We start from the raw sequence: 17,229 nt of genomic DNA, 5'->3' as shown, positions 1-17,229 counted from the left end.
GTCAGTCGTCCTCGAGGGCCGCCATGACCTCGTCGCTCATGTCCGCATTCGTGTAGACGTTCTGCACGTCGTCGAGGTCCTCGAGGGCGTCGACGAGGCGCACGAACTTCCGCGCGCCGTCCGCGTCGAGCTGGACCTCCATGGACGGGACGAACTCGACCTCGTCGGTCTCGTACTCGATCCCGCCCGCGGTGAGGGCGTCGCGGAGGGCCTGCAGGTCATGCGGCTCGGAGTAGACGACCCAGTTCTCGCCGCCGTCCTTGACCTCCTCGGCCCCGGCGTCGAGCACGGCCATGAGGACGTCGTCCTCGGAGAGGCCGTTCTTCGGCAGGCTCACGACGCCCTTGCGGGTGAAGAGGTAGTTGACGGAGCCCTGGTCTGCCATGGACCCGCCGTTGCGGGTCACGGCGAGGCGGACGTCCGCGGCGGCGCGGTTGCGGTTCTCCGTGAGGCACTCGATGAGCAGCGCAGAGCCCTGGGGGCCGCGGGCCTCGTACATGATCTCCGTGTACTCGATGGCCTCGCCGGTCAGGCCCGCGCCGCGCTTGATCGCGCGGTCGATGTTGTCGTTCGGGACCGAGTTCTTCTTGGCCTTGCTGACGGCGAGGTCGAGGGCCGGATTGCCGGAGACGTCAGCCCCGCCGAGGCGCGCCGCGACCTCGATCGTCTTGATGTACTTCGCGAACGCCTTGGCTCGCTTGGCGTCGATGGCGGCCTTCTTGTGCTTGGTGGTCGCCCATTTGGAGTGGCCGGACATGCCTACGCTTCTCCCTTGATCATGCGGATGAAAAGTTCATGGATCCGTGTCTCGCCCGTCACCTCGGGGTGGAACGATGTCGCGAGCAGCCGCCCTGAACGAACTGCGACAATTCTAGCCTTGCCCTCCAGCGTCGCCGTGTGGGACGCGTGCTGCGGGTCGACCTCGGCGAGCACCTCGACGCTCGGCCCGACGCGCTCGACCCACGGGCCCCGGATGAACACCGCGTGCACGGGCCCGCCCGCCTGGTCGACCTCCTTGAAGTCGAGGTCCGTCTCGAACGACTCCCGCTGCCGGCCGAAGGCGTTGCGCCGCACCGTGATGTCGAGGCCCCCGAAGCTCTCCTGGGCGTGGCCGGAGAGGTCCTTGGTCGGGTCGGCGATCTCGTCGGCGAGCAGGATCATGCCCGCGCACGAGCCGTACACGGGGAAGCCCTCCGCGATCTTGGCCCGCAGTGGCTCCGCGATGCCGAACGCGCGCGCGAGCTTGTCGATCGTCGTCGACTCCCCGCCGGGGATCACGAGCCCGTCGATCCCCTCGAGCTCTTCGGGGCGGCGCACCTTCACGGCGCGCGCGCCGACGTGTGCCAGGGCCGCGAGGTGCTCGCGCACGTCGCCCTGCAGGGCGAGGACGCCGACGACGGGGCCGCCGGCGGCGGGCCCGCCGGAGGCAGGGGCGGAGCCAAGCGCCGCGGCAGGCGGGGAAGAGGGCTGGGGAACTGCGGAAGTCACCATGACAGTCTAGTCGCGCCCGGCCGGCCGCCGGCCCGCCGGTAGCATGGAGCGCAGAACCCCGACGGTCGAGAGAAGAAGAGGACAGCACTATGTGCGGAATCGCCGGATACTTCGGCGCCGGGCTCGAGGAATCCCTCCTGCCGAGGATGAACAGCTGCATCGAGCACCGCGGGCCCGACGGCGAGGGGTACTTCTCGGAGGGAAGCGTCGGTCTCGCGCACCGGCGGCTCGCGATCGTCGACGTCGCCCACGGGCATGAGCCGATGCTGAGCGCCGACGGAGCGACGGTCCTCGTCTACAACGGCGAGGTCTACAACTACCGCGAGCTGCGCGCCGAGCTCGAGGGCCTCGGGCGCTCGTTCCGCACCGCCTCGGACACCGAGGTCGTGCTCCAGGCCTACGAGGAGTGGGGCACGGACGCGTTCGACCGCTTCAATGGCATGTTCGGGCTCGCGGTGTTCGACCGCACCCGCAACCGGCTCGTCCTGGCGCGCGACCACTTCGGCATCAAGCCGGTCTACTGGGCCAACGCCGGGACCGAGGCGGAGCCGAAGCTGCTCTTCGCGTCGGAGATCCGCCCGATCCTCGCGACCGGCCTCATCGAGGCCGCGCCCAACGAGCGCATCCTCTACCGCTACCTGAAGTTCCGCATCCACGACGACACGGCCGAGACCTTCTTCGCCGGCGTCAACAAGCTCCTCCCCGGCGAGATGATGACGGTGGATCTCGGCACGGGCCGGTTCCGCATCTCGTCCTACACGCGCCTGCGCGAGGAGCTCGAGGAGCTCTCGACGGTCAACACGCCCTACACGCCCGAGGTCGTCGACGAGTACCGGCGCCGCTTCACCGAGGCCGTCCGCATCCGGCTCAACTCCGAGGTGCCCGTCGGCAGCGCCCTCTCGGGCGGGCTCGACTCCTCCGCCGTCGTCGTGACGATCAACAGGCTCATGCAGGAGAAGGCCGAGGGCCTCGAGGCCGTCGGCGCGAAGCAGAACACCTTCAGCGCCGTCTTCCCGAACTCGATCAACGACGAGGAGGCGTACGCCGACGCCGCGATCGACGCGTGCAGCGGCAACATCGCCGGCCACAAGATCAAGCCGAGCCCCGAGGGCTTCGACGCGGACCTGACGGACTTCGTCCGCACGATGGAGGAGCCCATCATCTCCTCTGGCCCCTATGCGCAGTACTGCGTCATGAAGGAGGCCACGAAGCACGTCACGGTCCTCCTCGACGGGCAGGGCGCCGACGAGATGATGGCCGGCTACATCCCCTACTACTTCGCGTACCTGCGCCAGCTCAAGGCCGCCGGCGACTACGCGACCCTCGCCAGGGAGACCTCGAGCAGCCTCGACGTCTTCTACCGCCTCGGCCGCTTCCGGCTGGCGGGCATGGTGAGCGGGAAGAAGACCGTGGGCATGGGCTCGCTCCTGAAGAGGGACTGGGCGAAGAAGTTTGCTGGCGAGTCCTTCGGGAACATCCCGGACAACCTCAAGCTGCGCCTCATCGACGACCTCTTCGCCAAGTCGCTGCCCTCGCTCCTGCGCTACGAGGACAAGAACACGATGCGCTTCTCGCTCGAGGGCCGCGTGCCGTTCCTCGACAAGGAGGTCGTGAAGTACCTCTTCAGCCTCTCGGACGAGGCGATCATCAAGGAGGGCTGGAACAAGCGGGTCCTGCGCGATGCGACCCGCGGGCTCCTCCCCGAGGTCATCAGCAACCGTCGCAACAAGATCGGCTTCACGACCCCCGAGGCGGAGTGGTTCCGGCTCATGAAGGAGCGGATCTACAAGGTCTTCATGTCGAACTCGTTCTACAGCCGCCCGTACTGGGACCGCGAAGCGGTCCTGACGGCGTTCGAGGAGTACCTCAACGGCAAGAACGACGCCGACACGATGGTCTTCTGGCGCCTGCTCAACGTGGAACTGTGGTTCCGCGAGTTCATCGACAAGGACGAGGCCCCGGCCGACGTCGCGGTGGACAAGAGCGACTACGAGGCCAACCCGGGCAAGGAGCTCGACATCGTCTCGGCCGGCACGACGTTCCGCCGCTTCCCGCTCCAGACCGACGTTTTCGCGCGCGAGACCGAGCTGGCCCCCGCCGTCACGGGGTACGTCAAGCGCTTCTTCGACGGCCTGCCCGCGGCCCCGGGCGAGGCACGCGCCTCCGCCGATGGGCGGCCGTGGTACCTGCTCGTGAGCGAGAAGATCGTCGCGATCACGCAGGGCCGCTCCTTCCCTGTCTGGGAGATCACGGTCTCCCCCGCCGCCCGCGTGCTGAGCAAGTTCGTCACGCGCACGCCCGCGGGGATCGGCCTCGGGAGCCCGTGGTCGATGCAGATCGCGATCGACGAGGTCGGCCTGCCGCTCATCGTCAAGGCCGCCGCCGCGTCGGTCGTCGGCAAGCTGCAGGGCAAGAGCGGCGTCTTCTACGACGTCGTGGGCAACAACATCAACGCGATCGACGGCGCGACGCCGTACAGCCTCGGCGCCGCGAGCAACTCGGTGAAGCTCGCGCCCAAGGATCCGGACGGCGTCGCCCGCGCCCTGAGCGCGGCCGTGCGCGCCGCACTCCCCGCCGAGGCGGTCGCCTCGTTCGGCGGCACGGCGATCATGGACGCGAACGACCTCGGCGTCGTCGTCATGGGCCACGACACGGCGCTGCCGAAGGAGACCATCGCGGGCATGTTCAAGGACAACCCTCAGGGGCAGGGCTCCCAGGCCACCCCGATGTCCCTCGTGTTCGCGCAGGACTGACGGGGACCAGCCCAGCAGGGGCCGCGGCGCTTGCCGCGGCCCCTGCTGCGTGAAAGGCTCCCTTCATGGTCAATCCCCTCCTGGAGCCGAGCCCGCTGCCCTACGGCCTCCCGCCGTTCCGAGAGCTCACGGACGGCCACTACGCCGAGGCCGTCCGCGCGGGGCTCGCCGAGCACCTCGCCGAGATCGAGGCGATCACCTCCTCGCCCGAGCCCGCGGACTTCGAGAACACGGCCGTCGCGATGGAACGGTCCGGGCGCCTCCTCGAGCGCGCCATGGCAGCGTTCTCGACGCTCGTGTCCTCGCACGCGACGCCGGAGATCCGGGCCCTCGAGACCGAGCTCATGCCGGCGCTCAGCGCGCACGACGACGCGATCCACCTCAATCGCGCCCTGCACGCGCGCTTCGCCGCCATCGGCACGGACGGCCTCGACCCGGAGTCGGCCCGGCTCGTCTCCGAGTGGCTCGCGGCCTTCCGACGCGCGGGCGTAGCGCTCGACGACGCCGGCCAGGCCCGCCTGCGCGAGATCAACACCGAGCTCTCCCGGCTCGGCACGGAGTACGGCCAGCGGGTCGCCGCCGCGATCAACGAGGCCGCGATTCTGGTCACGGACGAGGCAGAGCTCGCCGGGATGTCGGACGACGACCGCGCCGCCGCCGCGGAGGCGGCGCGCGAGGCCGGGCACGCGTCCGGGTGGCTCGTGACGTTCATCCAGCCCACGAGCCAGCCGCTTCTGGCGGTGCTCGAGGACAGGGGCCTGCGCCGGAGGATCTTCGAGGCGTCGGTGACGCGGGGCAGTTCCGGGGGGTCGACCGACGTCACCGAGCTCGCGGCGCAGATGGCGCGGCTGCGGGCCGAGAAGGCCGCGCTCCTGGGGTACGCCGACTTCGCCGAGCTCGCCGTCGACGACCAGACCGCGCCGTCGATCTCCGCGGTCCGCGGCATGCTCTCCCGGCTCGCGCCGGCCGCCGTCCGCAACGCCCACGCCGAGGCCGCTGCGCTCGCCGAGGAGGCCGGCCACGAGCTCGAGCCGTGGGACTGGGCCTACTACTCCGCGCGCGTGCACCGCGCCCGGCATTCGGTCGACGAGCAGGCCCTGCGCGCTTACTTCGAGCTCGACCGCGTGCTGCGCGACGGCGTCTTCTACGCTGCCGGCGAGCTCTACGGGCTCAGGTTCGAGGAGCGCCCCGACCTCGCGGGCTACCACGAGGACGTGCGCGTCTGGGAAGTGCTCGACGCCGACGGCTCGGGCCTCGGGCTGTTCCTCGGAGACTACTTCGCGCGCGGGACCAAGCGAGGCGGGGCGTGGATGAACTCGCTCGTCGAGCAGTCCGGGCTCCTCGGGCACCGGCCCGTCGTCGTCAACAACCTCAACGTGCCCAAGCCGCCGCCCGGTGAGCCGGCGCTGCTGACGCTCGACGAGCTGCGCACCGTGTTCCACGAGTTCGGGCACGCGCTGCACGGGCTCCTCTCGGAGGTGCAGTACCCGCGCTTCTCCGGGACCAATGTGCCCCGGGACTTCGTCGAGTACCCCTCGCAGGTCAACGAGATGTGGATGCTGTGGCCGGAGGTCGTGGCGAACTACGCGCGGCACCACGCCACGGGCGAGCCACTCGCCGCCGAGGAACTCGACCGGCTCGAGGCCGCGAAGCTCTGGGGCGAGGGCTTCGCGACGACGGAGTACCTCGGCGCGGCCCTCCTCGACCTCGCGTGGCACGGGCTCCCGGCGGGCGAGGACCCGGGCGCGGTGGCGGACTTCGAGTCCCGCGCGCTCGAGGCGGCGGGCGTCGCCCTGCCGCTCGTGCCGCCGCGCTACCGCACGGGCTACTTCCAGCACATCTTCGCGGGCGGCTGGTACGCGGCCGGGTACTGGTCGTACATCTGGAGCGAGGTCCTCGACGCCGACACGGTCGAGTGGTTCCGCGAGAACGGCGGGCTCACGCGCGGCAACGGCGAGGCCTTCCGCCGCGAGCTGCTCTCGCGCGGCTGCTCGCGCGACCCGCTCGACTCCTTCCGCGCCCTGCGCGGCCGCGATGCCGACGTCGCGCACCTCATCGCCCGGCGCGGCCTCGGCTGAGCGCCGCCAGTCCGCGGGCGGCGACAAAGGTCGGCCCCACCCCTGCCAGATCCCGCCGAGGCGCGGGACAGTGGAGGCAAGGGGTTCACGAGGAGGATGCCATGCGCGTGTTCAAGGACAGGGCGGAGGCCGGGCGGGAGTTGGCCCAGGCCCTCGAGCACTTCCGGGGGCAGGACCCCGTCGTCCTCGGGCTGCCCCGCGGCGGCGTTCCCGTGGCCTACGAAGTGGCCACGGCCCTCGGCGCGCCGCTCGACGTGATCGTTGTCCGCAAGCTCGGCGTCCCGTTCCAGCCGGAGCTCGCGATGGGGGCCATCGGCGAGCACGGCACGCTCGTGACGGACGAGCGTGTGCTCGCGATGTCCGCCGTCACGCCGCGCGAGTTCGAGGCCGTCGAGGCGGAGGAGCGCAAGGTGCTCGACGCACGGGTCGCGGGGATCCGGGCCCGGCACGCGCCGGTCCCGCTCGCGGGTCGGACGGCGATCATCGTCGACGACGGCATCGCGACGGGCTCGACGGCGCGCGTCGCGTGCCGGGTCGCGCGCGAGCTCGGCGCCGCCCGCGTCGTCATGGCGGTTCCCGTCGGGCCCCACGACGCCGCCCGCAGCGTCCCGGAGGCCGACGAGCTCGTGTGCCTCTCGATGCCCGCGGTGTTCCGCGCCGTCGGCCGGTTCTACCGCGACTTCAGTCCGACGCGTGACGACGACGTCCTGGCCCTCCTCGATGCCGCGGCCCGGCGGCCGGCCGGACAAGATGCCGCCGCCGACGACCCGGAGGCGACCGTCGACGAGGACGTCGAGATCCCGGCCGGGGATGCCACCCTCGAGGGGCGGCTGCACCTGCCCCCGGCCGGGGGCGTCGTCGTCTTCGCGCACGGCAGCGGCAGTGGGCGGCACAGCCCGCGCAACCGCGCCGTCGCCCGCGTGCTGGAGGGTGCGGGGCTGGGAACGCTGCTCACGGACCTGCTCAGCCACGAGGAGGAGCTCGACCGGCGAGCCGTCTTCGACATCGAGCTGCTCGCCTCGCGGCTCGCCGCGGCGACCGCGTGGCTGCGCGAGCGGACGGGGCCCGACCGCCCGATCGGATGGTTCGGCGCGAGCACGGGGGCGGCCGCAGCCCTGTGGGCGGCGGCGGAGCCGGGCTCCGGGATCCAGGCCATCGTCTCCCGCGGGGGCCGGCCGGACCTCGCGGGGCCACGGCTCGGCGTGGTCGAGGCGCCGACGCTGCTCATCGTCGGCGGGGCCGACACCGACGTCCTCGCGCTCAATCGCCAGGCCGCCGCGCAGCTGCGCTGCCCGTACCGCCTCGAGATCGTGCCCGGCGCGACGCACCTCTTCGAGGAGCCGGGGGCGCTCGACGCCGTCGCGGAGCTCGCGCGAGGATGGTTCACGCGCCATCTGGCGTGAGCGCGGATCCTCAGTCGGGATGCGGGGTCACCTCTCAGGGATGCGGGGTCACCTCTTAGAGGACGCGGCTGAGGAAGCCCTTGGTGCGCTCGTGCTGCGGGTTGGCGATGACCTCTCGGGGGTGGCCCGATTCGACCACGACCGCCGCCGTCCACGAAGGTCAGAGGTGCCCCCCACCTCGCGGGCGAAGCCGAACTCGTGGGTCACGACGACCATGGTCATGCCTGACCGGGCCTCCTCGTCCCCGCCCCGTCCATCAGGCAAGAGGCCTCAAGCCATGAGGCTTGACCTCGTCCTGCCCCGCGGCGAGCTCCCTGGGCGCGCAGTACAGGTGACTACACCGGCGGGCTCTGCCTCATCGCTTTCGTCGAGTTCCTGGCCGTCGGCCTGGTCCAAAGCAAGCAAAAGGCGGGGTCCACTGGACCCCGCCTCTTGTTCTCTTCAGTGGTGCTCTGGTCGCCGGCGATTACCTGCGGCTATTGCAGTTGCAGCACCAGCCTTGGTGGGGTCGTAGTCTCTCTGGAGCCGAAGTCGGCCCCGTCGCTGCTCGTGGCGTTGATGCCAAGCGACAGGATGCCGCCAACCTCACCCTGCAGAGCTGACGCAGACAGTGGCACTTCATAACCGGTGTTCACCGTGACCGGTCCGACACTGCCCAGCACGCTGCTGCCCAAGGCCGGCCTTGTGCTGTACGTGAGGCCGCTCTCAGTCCACGAGTCTTCCGTAACCAACCGGACGGTCTGTGTACCCGTTGAGCCGCTGGTCGTCACCCGCAGTTCGAGCTTCGCGCTGACGATCGTCCTTCCTGCGAGTCCGGACAGATCAAACTTCAGATACGAATTGTCGACCGGGCTGTTGTCCACTGCGAGCTTCGACGCCGTCCCGTAGTTCGTCGTCGTCGCCGCGCTGGAAACATAGGCGTCCGCTGTCGGCGTCAACGTCACCGTCTCCGAGGGCGACGTAGCCGCGGCTGCAGTGAAAGTCCACGTCTTGGCGATGACTGTGTTGCCGGAGGAATCCTTCGCTCCGGTGACCCTCGCGGTGTACTGCGTACCAGGATTGAGATTGGCGATGGGATCCAATGTGGCGGTGTTGTTGCTGAGGTTGACTACCGCATCCACAGGAGTGGTTGACGTTCCCTCGGCCAGTGTGAACGTCGCCCCGTTGACCGTCGTCGAGTCCATGGCCTCCGAAAACGTAGCCGTGACATTTCCGGTGACCGCTGCGTCTGGTGCATTCTCTGCCGGAGTCACTGAGGTCACCGTGGGTGCGGTGGTATCCGCAGGTGGCGTCCCCGTGCCCGATCCCAACTGGAGCACCAGCCTTGGTGGGGTCGTGGTCTCTCTGGAGCCGAAGTCGGCCCCGTCGCTGCTGGTGGCGTTGATGCCAAGCGACAGGATGCCGCCAACCTCACCCTGCAGAGCTGACGCAGACAGTGGCACTTCATAACCGGTGTTCGTCGTGACCGGTCCGACACTGCCCAGCACGCTGCTGCCCAAAGCCGGCCTTGTGCTGTACGTGAGGCCGCTCTCAGTCCACGTGTCCTCCGTAACCAACCTGACGTTCTGCGTACCCTTAGAGCCGCTGGTCGTCGCCCGCAGTTCGAGCTTCGCGCTGACGATCGTCCGCCCTGCGAGTCCCGACAGATCAAACTTCAGGTAGGCATTCTCCACCGGGCTGTTGTCCACTGCGAGCTTCGACGCCGTCCCGTAGTTCGTCGTCGTCGCCGCGCTGGAAACATACGCGTCCGCTGTCGGCGCCAAGGTCTCCGTTTGAGGCGCAGAGGTGTCGATGCCCCACGTTCGCTCCGCAGGGGTTGGGTCGGAGTTGCCAGCCGCGTCGGTCGCTCGCACCGCGAAGACGTGCGAGCCAACTGCGAGATCAGCGTACTTCTTCGGCGACGTACATCCCTCGAAGGCACCCCCATCCAAGGCACACTCGAAGGTCCCAGGCTCCGTCGCAGCGAAGGTGAAATCAGCCGAAGTGCTGCTACTGGTCCCTGACGGACCGCCTGTGATCGAGGTATCGGGCGGTGTGGTATCCGGTCCTGGGTCTCCCCCTCCGCCCTCTGCTCCTATTTGACGCGGGTCAAAAGTGTTGTCAACAAGCAGCCGAGGGGTGAAAGCATCGGCAATTCGCTGCCACGAGACAAGCTTGTGATTTTGGTTACCGCTGTTGCCGTTGCCCGCATTGGTGTTGTTGTGGTCCTGGCTCGTGAAAAGTCCAGCGGGAAAGGAGGGCCCGAGCGGGAAATTGGTGACATCAATCCCGTCCTGACCATTCACACCGTCGACGCCGCCGCCATCGACGATCTTGAAGGAGCCGACGAAGGCGTTGTCACCGCGGTTGTAGATGACGAAGTTGGATCCACCCTGGCTCGACACAATCAGATAACCGGTCCCCTGCCGACCATAATAAATGGCGGAGTTCTTGACGTTCTCCACTATTCGTCCACCGGTCGCCACGGTGCGATCCACGAGTGCCCGGGTTGAACCGTCCCCCGGCTCAGCTCCGTACCTCCACAAGCCGACTTTCTCCTCGGACACATAGAGACGTTGCAGCTCATCATCTGCCGAAATGCCTTCCGAGCTGTCGCCGTTGTCGAAAGAACGCACGGCAGTCCCTCGAACCGATCCATTGGAGCCGTCCAGCTCGAACTGGGTTATCACATTCGTGTTGAAGTCATGCACAAAGGCGTAATACTTCCCGGAGACTGGGGAGTGATACATGCCGAAGCCGCGAGGCCTCCCTGGAGTGCTGATGCGCCCCACCTCTGTCAGGGACCGGTCCGCGACGTTCACCTTGTAGAATCGAACGCCGGTCGACTCCACATTCCTCTCCGTCACGCCGACGAGGGCGACGCGCTCACTGCCCAACGGAAAGTTGTACCGGAGATCGACGTTGTTCATGCTGCCGTGCAGGTAGAAATGTAACTGGCGCCCCGATAGGTCGTAGACCCCCACGCCTCCGGTACTTAATTTGTCCGTGCCGATCACCACGCTCTGCGACGGATCCGTGGGGTGTATCCAGATCGCGGTGTCGTCTGCCGCGTCACTAGAGCTCGGAACGGGTGTTGTCTCTGCCGAGGGAGTCACGAGGACGTCCGCCGCATGCGCTGGCGGGGCGATGAGTACGGTGAGTCCTGCGAGGGCGGCAGCTAAAACCGCGGCAAGCAGGAGCCGGAAAAGCGTGGGAGCGTGGCGCAAGGATCCGCCAGCCGCCTGCGCGCGTCGAACACTAACAGTGTGAGCCATGGATTTCCTATCCGATTGCCGGTGGGCTGCACGAAGGCAGCACCGGGTGCCGGCAGACACCCTTATCACGGTTGGCCGATATAACGGCTCTATTCGGAGCTTAGAGACCAGGCAAGCCCACGGTCACCAGTAGTCGGTACCTGTCTCTTGAGCTGGCACTACCTGTTTCCTGGGTCCGAGAGAGCCGGCGGTTGCCCACCTAATGGCGCTTTAGTCGCTCACGATGCACCGGGCCATATGTACCGAGTTGCAGACCGAAATTGACACCCGTCTCATCAACCGAAATTTGCTAGTTCGGCCCGCCCGCAAGCCGGGTCGTCCACCGGATGCCTCCCGGCCGCCCGAATTAAGGCAGGTGAAGGTGCCTTATACGCTACAGTCCAGCGCTTTTCGAGTCCGGCCGCGATGAGCTCGGCGAGTTTTTGGAACGTACTGCCCACAGGAATCGAAGCCGTCCGATTGCGGTCCCCCGACCGCACGACGAATGGAGGGGACGCACGGGGGTAATCATCGAAAGACTCCCAGGATTTCACCGCAGACTGGGATACCCAGCACAATCAACGAAGCCCCAAGGCATCCGCCTTGGGGCTTCGTCACTATCACCTGAGGTAGGAATGCTGCCTACGCCACGCTCGGCTCACTCCTACGAAGTGGCCCATCTTGGACCACGGTTTGGATCCCGGCTCGCGCCGCCAGACCAGCGGCGGCACGAGCTCGAAACCCTCATTTATCACTTACCAGCCGCGCTCCGCGAGGCGGTGCGGCTGGGGGATCTCGTCGACGTTGATGCCGTGGTCCAAGATTGACAACATGTGGACCCTGCACGAGCTCCGTCCGTATCACGACCTGATTTGCCAGAGAGAGGATGAGGACGGCGGCGTTGGCCATCAGGGAAGCGCCCTTGGAGCCGTTCAGCGCATAGTCTTGCCCGCTCCCGGTGGTGCGGGAAAGAGTAAAGACAATGCAGCGTTGGGCAGCCCTGTCTTGCAACCAGGACCGTGTGGTCCAACGCGGCAGTGCGCGAGTTCCCCGCTTCCGGTGAAGTGGACAATAGGCTTTGAGCGGCAGAATACAGAAGGAAGGACGCGGTCACATGGGGGTCAGCAAGCGGCATCATACGGTTCCGAAGTTCTATTTGAATGGCTTTGGATCCGCCGACAACACGCCGCAATTAGGCGCTGTCAGGCTCAGTGATGCGAAGCGGCTGGTCATCCCTACGACCCATGCGACCGTCCGGACCAACTTCTACGCACTTCCTGGTCACCCTGAAGGGGCTGATGTCTTCGAAAAAGAACTGTCCCGAATGGAAGGCGATGCATCGGCCATCATCAGGAAGGCAGTTACGGGTACTTGGCCACTGCCTCGCGAAGACCGGGAGATCCTGGGCACTTTCCTTGCCCTTCAGTTCCGCAGAGGTCCGGATGCCAGAATGCTCATGGACCAGATGTACGGAAAAGCGTTGTCCCAGGTGATTTCTCAGATGGGTGTGGACGGGGTCAGGGCCACCCTGGCTCAGTCAGGCAAACACGTGGGCGACGATGTACTTGATCGGCTGGTTCAGCAGGCCTCTGAGTCAGAAGGTCTGACCATGAAGACGGCTCCGGCGGAGCACATCCTCCACATACTCGAACTTGTCCCGCGACTGGTGCCCTATTTTATTGGACGTCCTTGGATTCTAATCAGATTCAACCGCAGGAAGCTGCTGACATGCGATACACCGGTCGCACTCGTGCGCGATCTGAAATTGGATGGAGTATTCACAGGCGTTGGCGTGGCGACAGCCTGGGGAATCTCGCTCCCTCTTGCCAGGGACGTCGGCCTCCTTCTGGGCAATCCGCAGCCACTCTTTGAGGAGGCAGCCGGCCAGACAGCGCTCACGGAGCTTTGGGACCAGATTGTCGCCGGAGGACATGACCGTGAGATGGCTGGTACCACCAAGATGGCTCGTCTCTTGAACAGCCATACGATTGCCAACGCACGGAACTGGGTCTTTCATCACCCCGACGATGCCGGTCTCGTTCCAGGGGAGTTTCCCGGGCCACGCGACCGGTAGGTGCAATCTAAAGTGGTTTCGGGGTTGGCTGCACCGGCTTCAGCGCCTTTGCCTTGGTGTAGAGGCGGACCACGTAGTTGTCATCGGGAGCAAGCGAAGCTCCTAGATCTGCTCGATTACCGTTCTCAGCGACGGGCCAGGGCCGGATGTGGATGTTCTAAGGAGTCGCTCGCGGTCCGCACGAACGCCCGGGGCAACAAAGTTCACCGAGGGCAAGCGCAGCCAGAAGCGCGGAAGTGCTTCGAGGTGTCCTCGCGTCGGCCAGGCAACCGGAAGGACGTGCGCGACTGAAATGGAGCAGTCGCGTGTCGCTCTCCCCCAACGGCGGCAGTACCTGACAGAGGTCGGCGAGGTCCCCGCCGCGTGCCGCGACGGATGGACATCGTCGCGCGAGACCTTCGCCGTACCACCGCACGGCGAGCGGGTCGCAGATTACGGGGCAATGTGTGGCCTCCGCCGCATTTCATAGAGAGGAGCCGGGCGATGGCGATTGATGTCCTTCTGAACGGCGAGCGGACCCCGATAGACGAAGCGGTGTTCGCCGCGCTCCTCAACAACTCGGTCGCCAGCACGTACGCCGCTACAGGAAGGCCGTCTCGACCTCTTCGATCGACTTCTCCGACCTCGTCTTCCTTGCGCGGAAGGGCGAGATCCCCTACGTGCTCTTCTTCGCCCCGCTACCCGTCGTGGAGGCACAGATCAAGGCAAAGACGGACAAGCTCCTGAGCGGCCTCACCAAGGAGACCTTCTCCGTGAACTCCCGCGACCGGGTGAACCTCAGAGAAATCGAGCTGATCGTCAAGGACCTCCTGCGCAAGCAGGAACTGCTCAAGAAGAACGACAAGACTCTGACGCCGAACAGGATCGTCGGGCTGCTCGGCAAGGTCGGCAGATCGGTCGAGGAGGACGCCAGCAAACTGATGGACGCTCTCGGGCTCTCGAACGACTCGATCATGTCAGTGCGCAAGAAGGAGGACGCCCTCGAGCTGCTGATCGCACGGCTCGAGGCGAACCAGGTCCTTGTCTCCCGCAGCGTCAACAACTTCATGCCGCAGAGGATCACCGGCGTGAAGTTCAGCGGCATGACCATCAAGGACGCAAAGGTGCCGTACATCTTCCTCTCCGGCGGGGACCACGGCGACTACCAGGAGCCCGCGGGCCGTATGCTCTTCACGCTCGCTCTGATGAGCGTGCTCGTGGCGCGGAAGATCTTCGCGCCGGTCACCTATGACGGCTCCAGCACAGGGTCGGACGTGGGACGCGAATACGACATCGTCGGCGCGATGCTCATGCCGAGAGAGGCACTTCGCAGCACGTCACTCGGATCGCTAGACGAAGTGAAGGCCGCGGCCGACGTGCTCAAGGTGACGCCCAGCGCGATGGCCGTGCGCGCGATGCGGCTCGGCATGATCACCCCCGACCTGGCCAACTCCCACCTGCAGCAGCTGCGAGAGGAGTACGCACAGCGCCCGAAGACCCAAGCGCGCCAGCCGAGTGCCATCAATGCCGTACGCAAGTACAACGGTCGCGAGCTCTCCCGGCGGATGCTCAATGTGCTCGAGGCAGGGCAGATCTCCCCGGGCGAGTTCTGCCGCATCGTCTGCCTCCGCCATCTCAAGCCACACCAGATCAGCGATTTCCGCGAGGCCATGCGATGAGCGGCTACGGGAACGTGTACGTCATCGACAACAACGCTCTGTCGTTCCTTGGGCGAGAGCATCGAGCCAGCGACTACTTCACGGCGCACTGCCGAATCCCGAGCGAGGTCCTGCACGAGGCCGAGGGCTTCCCCGACTTCGAAGAGCTGAAGCGCCTGGAGTACCCGACAACCCCCAGTGTGCTCGCACGGCTCATCGAGGTGATGGCCAGGGTCCCAGTCGGCGATACGAAGCTCGTGAACCTCTACGCCAACCTTGGCAACGCTGACCCGCTAGTCATCGCCACCGCGGTGGACGGCCAACGCAGAGACGCCGCGGCCCTGTTCAGCCCGACGTGGACCGTGGTCTCAGGGGACAAGGCCGTGCAGGCCAAAGCAGGAGAGTTCGGGCTCCCCGTGAAGACCAATCAGGAGTTCCTCGCCGTGCTCGAAGCGCATATGGCCAATGCCAGCGGCTAACGGGAGAACGCGGGCGGGATAAGCGACACATCCATCGGGGCCAGCCTCGATGTCGCGAGTCCACCTAGACGCTGGTGCGTGCCGGCGGCACAACGACAACGTTCAGAGCGGTGACCGCTCGTGATCCTTCACGATCATGCGAAGCCAATCGTCGAGCGGTTTAACCGTCTGGGGGACGTTCTTGCGTGTGGCAAGGTGCGCTCTCAGGAGAGCCGACGGCAAGTGCGGCTTGACCTTCCCCGACTTCTTTCCTGTGGAGTTCCATCCCTTCGAACCAAGCCAAGCCGCCAGTTCCTCTTTGCCTGTGACGCCTGACGCGAATCTATCCGACGCCACCTGGTCAACCTCGTTCTCGCCCGCCGGTCCGAGCATCTCAGCCAGTTTCGTCTGGCCGACAGTGTCGAGCAGCAGGCCTTCAAGGTCGGATGCGAGAACGAACGCATCCCACATTGCAAGGCTGCGATTGAGACTCGCCTGCTGCTCAAGGGCGGCCTTCAAGTTCGGCACCGTTGCATCCGCCAAGCCATGTAAAACCTGAAGCTCATTCTGGGACGGGGCAGGATCTCTGGCTTTGAGGATCTCCAGCAACTTGCGCTGGCCGTTGCCGCCTGACTTGTGTAGGCCGTCTTTGTCAGTGATGACGTAGGCGCGGACGTCGAAGTACTGCGCGAGTCCCAGGAGATGCTTGATCGTGCCGATCCCCGACGCTTCGATGACGGCGATGCCCATGGCGTAGTGGCCACCCGCCCCGCCGGTGATGCGAGCGAGCAGATAGTCGATCAGGAGCTTGTCACCATGGCCTTCGACAAGAACAACCGAGTTCGCGAAGACGAGTTCACTATTTGTTGCGTCGCAGTACCTGGTCAGCCGTCCCTCTTCAGCCTGTGTAAGCTCCTGACGACGCGCGGTGTAGTTGGTGCCACCTGAACTGAGCGGAAGCCGTACGATCCGGCGAACGGAGAATGAATCCACCAAGACGGGGCTGTGAGTGGTCACAAGCAGCTGCGCCCCAGTTGAGATCTCCCGCAAGATCTTTGCCATCGCCCGCTGGGTCTGTGGATGGAGGAAGGCTTCAGGCTCCTCGATCGCGAACACCACGTTTCCACCCGCCTGCTGGCTCCGAGAGGCCACGTACCGAAGGATCCCGAGCACCATCGCGGACTGGAAGCCGGTACCCCGTTCCGCGATCGAGACCTCCACCTCGTCCCGGCTGGTGATGACAGCCTCCTGGAGCATCCCTCGAAGAGCATGCCTTGAGTCAGGCAGGTTGATCCCCAACTCACGCTCCCGAAACGGAAGCTCCGTCGCCACGGCGGCCACGGACTCACTCAGGACCTTATGCACAAGGTCCTCAACTGGTTTGATCGCGTCCTCGAACTCCCTCTGCAGCTGGGTCCTGCGCGAGCCACCCGATCTCACAAGCACGCCCTCGAGCGTCTCGTACAGCCTGACCAATGACTGGTCGTTCTCGCCCTGCCCTGATTCGCTCACACGGACGGACGGGATCTTCACGAAGCTGAACGATTGCAGTACCGCCTTATAGAGGTCGCTCGCGCGTGCGGACTTGCGACTCGCTTCGTAGGTGATTCTCCCGCCCCGTGAGCATGAGATCTTGATCCAGAAGGTGCCGTCCTTAAGGACCGCGTCGGCGAACAGTTCCTGCTCGGCCTCGGCAAGTCCCCCGAAGTGCACCACCACGCTGGACATCATCCGGGGGCCTCCCTGCACGTAGTACTCATGCAAAGGCTTCAATCGCAGCAGATCCGACCCGGTCGGGTTGGCGAAGAAGGTCTCCAGCACCCGGAGCAGCGACGACTTCCCAGCATTGTTCGGCCCGGCAATCAGCTGCAGCTGCGGATCCAGCTCAATGCTCAGCTTCTCGAACCCAAGCAGCCGCTCTACGTCAACGCGATCTATGTGCACGCGAGCCAGTCTATGGGCGTAGCTACCCTGGGAACGGGAGCGATCACCACCTGCACGGCCGAACAAGCTCGCGCCGATTCAGCTGTTGGCCCGCTACATCGAGGATGGACTCGGATAGCCCCCCCAGAAGCATTCGCGGCCCTCTTAGACAGGCAGAT

Annotated in this window: 10 protein-coding genes and 1 pseudogene; 6 read left to right on the top strand and 5 right to left on the bottom strand. The window is 66.1% G+C overall.

Annotation, left to right across the window (positions count from 1 at the left end):
- Nucleotide 1: 1 nt before the first annotated feature.
- Together BV907_RS01345 and pdxT are read right to left on the bottom strand one after the other, a co-directional pair.
- Nucleotides 2-757, bottom strand: a complete 756-nt coding sequence (locus BV907_RS01345; RefSeq protein ID WP_077487843.1) for a YebC/PmpR family DNA-binding transcriptional regulator — start codon at nucleotides 755-757, stop codon at nucleotides 2-4.
- A 2-nt stretch (nucleotides 758-759) separates the two neighbouring features.
- Nucleotides 760-1,491 (bottom strand): pyridoxal 5'-phosphate synthase glutaminase subunit PdxT, encoded by a 732-nt coding sequence (gene pdxT / locus BV907_RS01340; RefSeq protein ID WP_077487842.1) that lies wholly within the window; start codon nucleotides 1,489-1,491, stop codon nucleotides 760-762.
- Between the two features lie 89 nt (nucleotides 1,492-1,580).
- Here pdxT and asnB point away from each other — a divergent pair, with 89 nt between their 5' ends.
- The 3 genes from asnB to BV907_RS01325 all read left to right on the top strand — a co-directional run bounded on the left by asnB (nucleotide 1,581) and on the right by BV907_RS01325 (nucleotide 7,725).
- Nucleotides 1,581-4,244, top strand: a complete 2,664-nt coding sequence (asnB, locus tag BV907_RS01335; protein WP_077487841.1) for an asparagine synthase (glutamine-hydrolyzing) — start codon at nucleotides 1,581-1,583, stop codon at nucleotides 4,242-4,244.
- Between the two features lie 65 nt (nucleotides 4,245-4,309).
- Nucleotides 4,310-6,322 carry a M3 family metallopeptidase gene (locus BV907_RS01330; protein WP_077487840.1) on the top strand — a complete coding sequence of 671 codons (2,013 nt, stop codon included), beginning with the start codon at nucleotides 4,310-4,312 and terminating at the stop codon, nucleotides 6,320-6,322.
- A 101-nt stretch (nucleotides 6,323-6,423) separates the two neighbouring features.
- On the top strand, nucleotides 6,424-7,725 hold the full coding sequence (locus BV907_RS01325) for a phosphoribosyltransferase family protein (RefSeq protein WP_077487839.1): 1,302 nt from the start codon (nucleotides 6,424-6,426) through the stop codon (nucleotides 7,723-7,725).
- 55 nt (nucleotides 7,726-7,780) lie between these two features.
- Here the strand turns inward: BV907_RS01325 and BV907_RS19210 are convergent.
- Together BV907_RS19210 and BV907_RS01315 are read right to left on the bottom strand one after the other, a co-directional pair.
- Nucleotides 7,781-7,959: pseudogene (locus BV907_RS19210) on the bottom strand (ectoine/hydroxyectoine ABC transporter ATP-binding protein EhuA); the annotation flags it as partial.
- A gap of 242 nt (nucleotides 7,960-8,201) precedes the next feature.
- Nucleotides 8,202-10,979 carry a phytase gene (locus tag BV907_RS01315; protein ID WP_077487838.1) on the bottom strand — a complete coding sequence of 926 codons (2,778 nt, stop codon included), beginning with the start codon at nucleotides 10,977-10,979 and terminating at the stop codon, nucleotides 8,202-8,204.
- Nucleotides 10,980-12,072: 1,093 nt separating this feature from the next.
- On the opposite strand from BV907_RS01315, the gene BV907_RS01310 reads away from it, so the two are divergent.
- The 3 genes from BV907_RS01310 to BV907_RS01300 all read left to right on the top strand — a co-directional run bounded on the left by BV907_RS01310 (nucleotide 12,073) and on the right by BV907_RS01300 (nucleotide 15,148).
- The gene (locus BV907_RS01310) at nucleotides 12,073-13,032 is read left to right on the top strand and encodes a DUF4238 domain-containing protein (RefSeq protein WP_077487837.1); all 960 of its coding nucleotides are present in this window, start codon (nucleotides 12,073-12,075) and stop codon (nucleotides 13,030-13,032) included.
- A 686-nt stretch (nucleotides 13,033-13,718) separates the two neighbouring features.
- Entirely contained in the window at nucleotides 13,719-14,690 is a 972-nt protein-coding gene (locus tag BV907_RS01305; RefSeq protein WP_139346537.1) for an ImmA/IrrE family metallo-endopeptidase, read from the top strand.
- The gene (locus BV907_RS01300; RefSeq protein WP_077487835.1) at nucleotides 14,687-15,148 is read left to right on the top strand and encodes a hypothetical protein; all 462 of its coding nucleotides are present in this window, start codon (nucleotides 14,687-14,689) and stop codon (nucleotides 15,146-15,148) included. Before BV907_RS01305 ends, BV907_RS01300 begins: the two co-directional genes overlap by 4 nt.
- A 102-nt stretch (nucleotides 15,149-15,250) precedes the next feature.
- Here the strand turns inward: BV907_RS01300 and BV907_RS01295 are convergent, their stop codons facing one another.
- Nucleotides 15,251-17,071 carry an ATP-dependent nuclease gene (locus BV907_RS01295; protein ID WP_175637319.1) on the bottom strand — a complete coding sequence of 607 codons (1,821 nt, stop codon included), beginning with the start codon at nucleotides 17,069-17,071 and terminating at the stop codon, nucleotides 15,251-15,253.
- Between the last annotated feature and the right edge of the window lie 158 nt (nucleotides 17,072-17,229).

Source organism: Sinomonas mesophila (assembly GCF_001999765.1).
Lineage (GTDB): Bacteria > Actinomycetota > Actinomycetes > Actinomycetales > Micrococcaceae > Sinomonas > Sinomonas mesophila.
Note: the sequence above shows the minus strand (reverse complement) of the source record. Positions and strands in the feature narration are given on the sequence as shown.

Excerpts from the sequence above, each read along its gene's own strand:
- BV907_RS01345 (WP_077487843.1), bottom strand. The coding sequence starts at position 757 with ATGTCCGGCCACTCCAAATGGGCGACCACCAAGCACAAGAAGGCCGCC.
- pdxT (WP_077487842.1), bottom strand. The coding sequence starts at position 1,491 with ATGGTGACTTCCGCAGTTCCCCAGCCCTCTTCCCCGCCTGCCGCGGCG.
- asnB (WP_077487841.1), top strand. The coding sequence starts at position 1,581 with ATGTGCGGAATCGCCGGATACTTCGGCGCCGGGCTCGAGGAATCCCTC.
- BV907_RS01330 (WP_077487840.1), top strand. The coding sequence starts at position 4,310 with ATGGTCAATCCCCTCCTGGAGCCGAGCCCGCTGCCCTACGGCCTCCCG.
- BV907_RS01325 (WP_077487839.1), top strand. The coding sequence starts at position 6,424 with ATGCGCGTGTTCAAGGACAGGGCGGAGGCCGGGCGGGAGTTGGCCCAG.
- BV907_RS01315 (WP_077487838.1), bottom strand. The coding sequence starts at position 10,979 with ATGGCTCACACTGTTAGTGTTCGACGCGCGCAGGCGGCTGGCGGATCC.
- BV907_RS01310 (WP_077487837.1), top strand. The coding sequence starts at position 12,073 with ATGGGGGTCAGCAAGCGGCATCATACGGTTCCGAAGTTCTATTTGAAT.
- BV907_RS01300 (WP_077487835.1), top strand. The coding sequence starts at position 14,687 with ATGAGCGGCTACGGGAACGTGTACGTCATCGACAACAACGCTCTGTCG.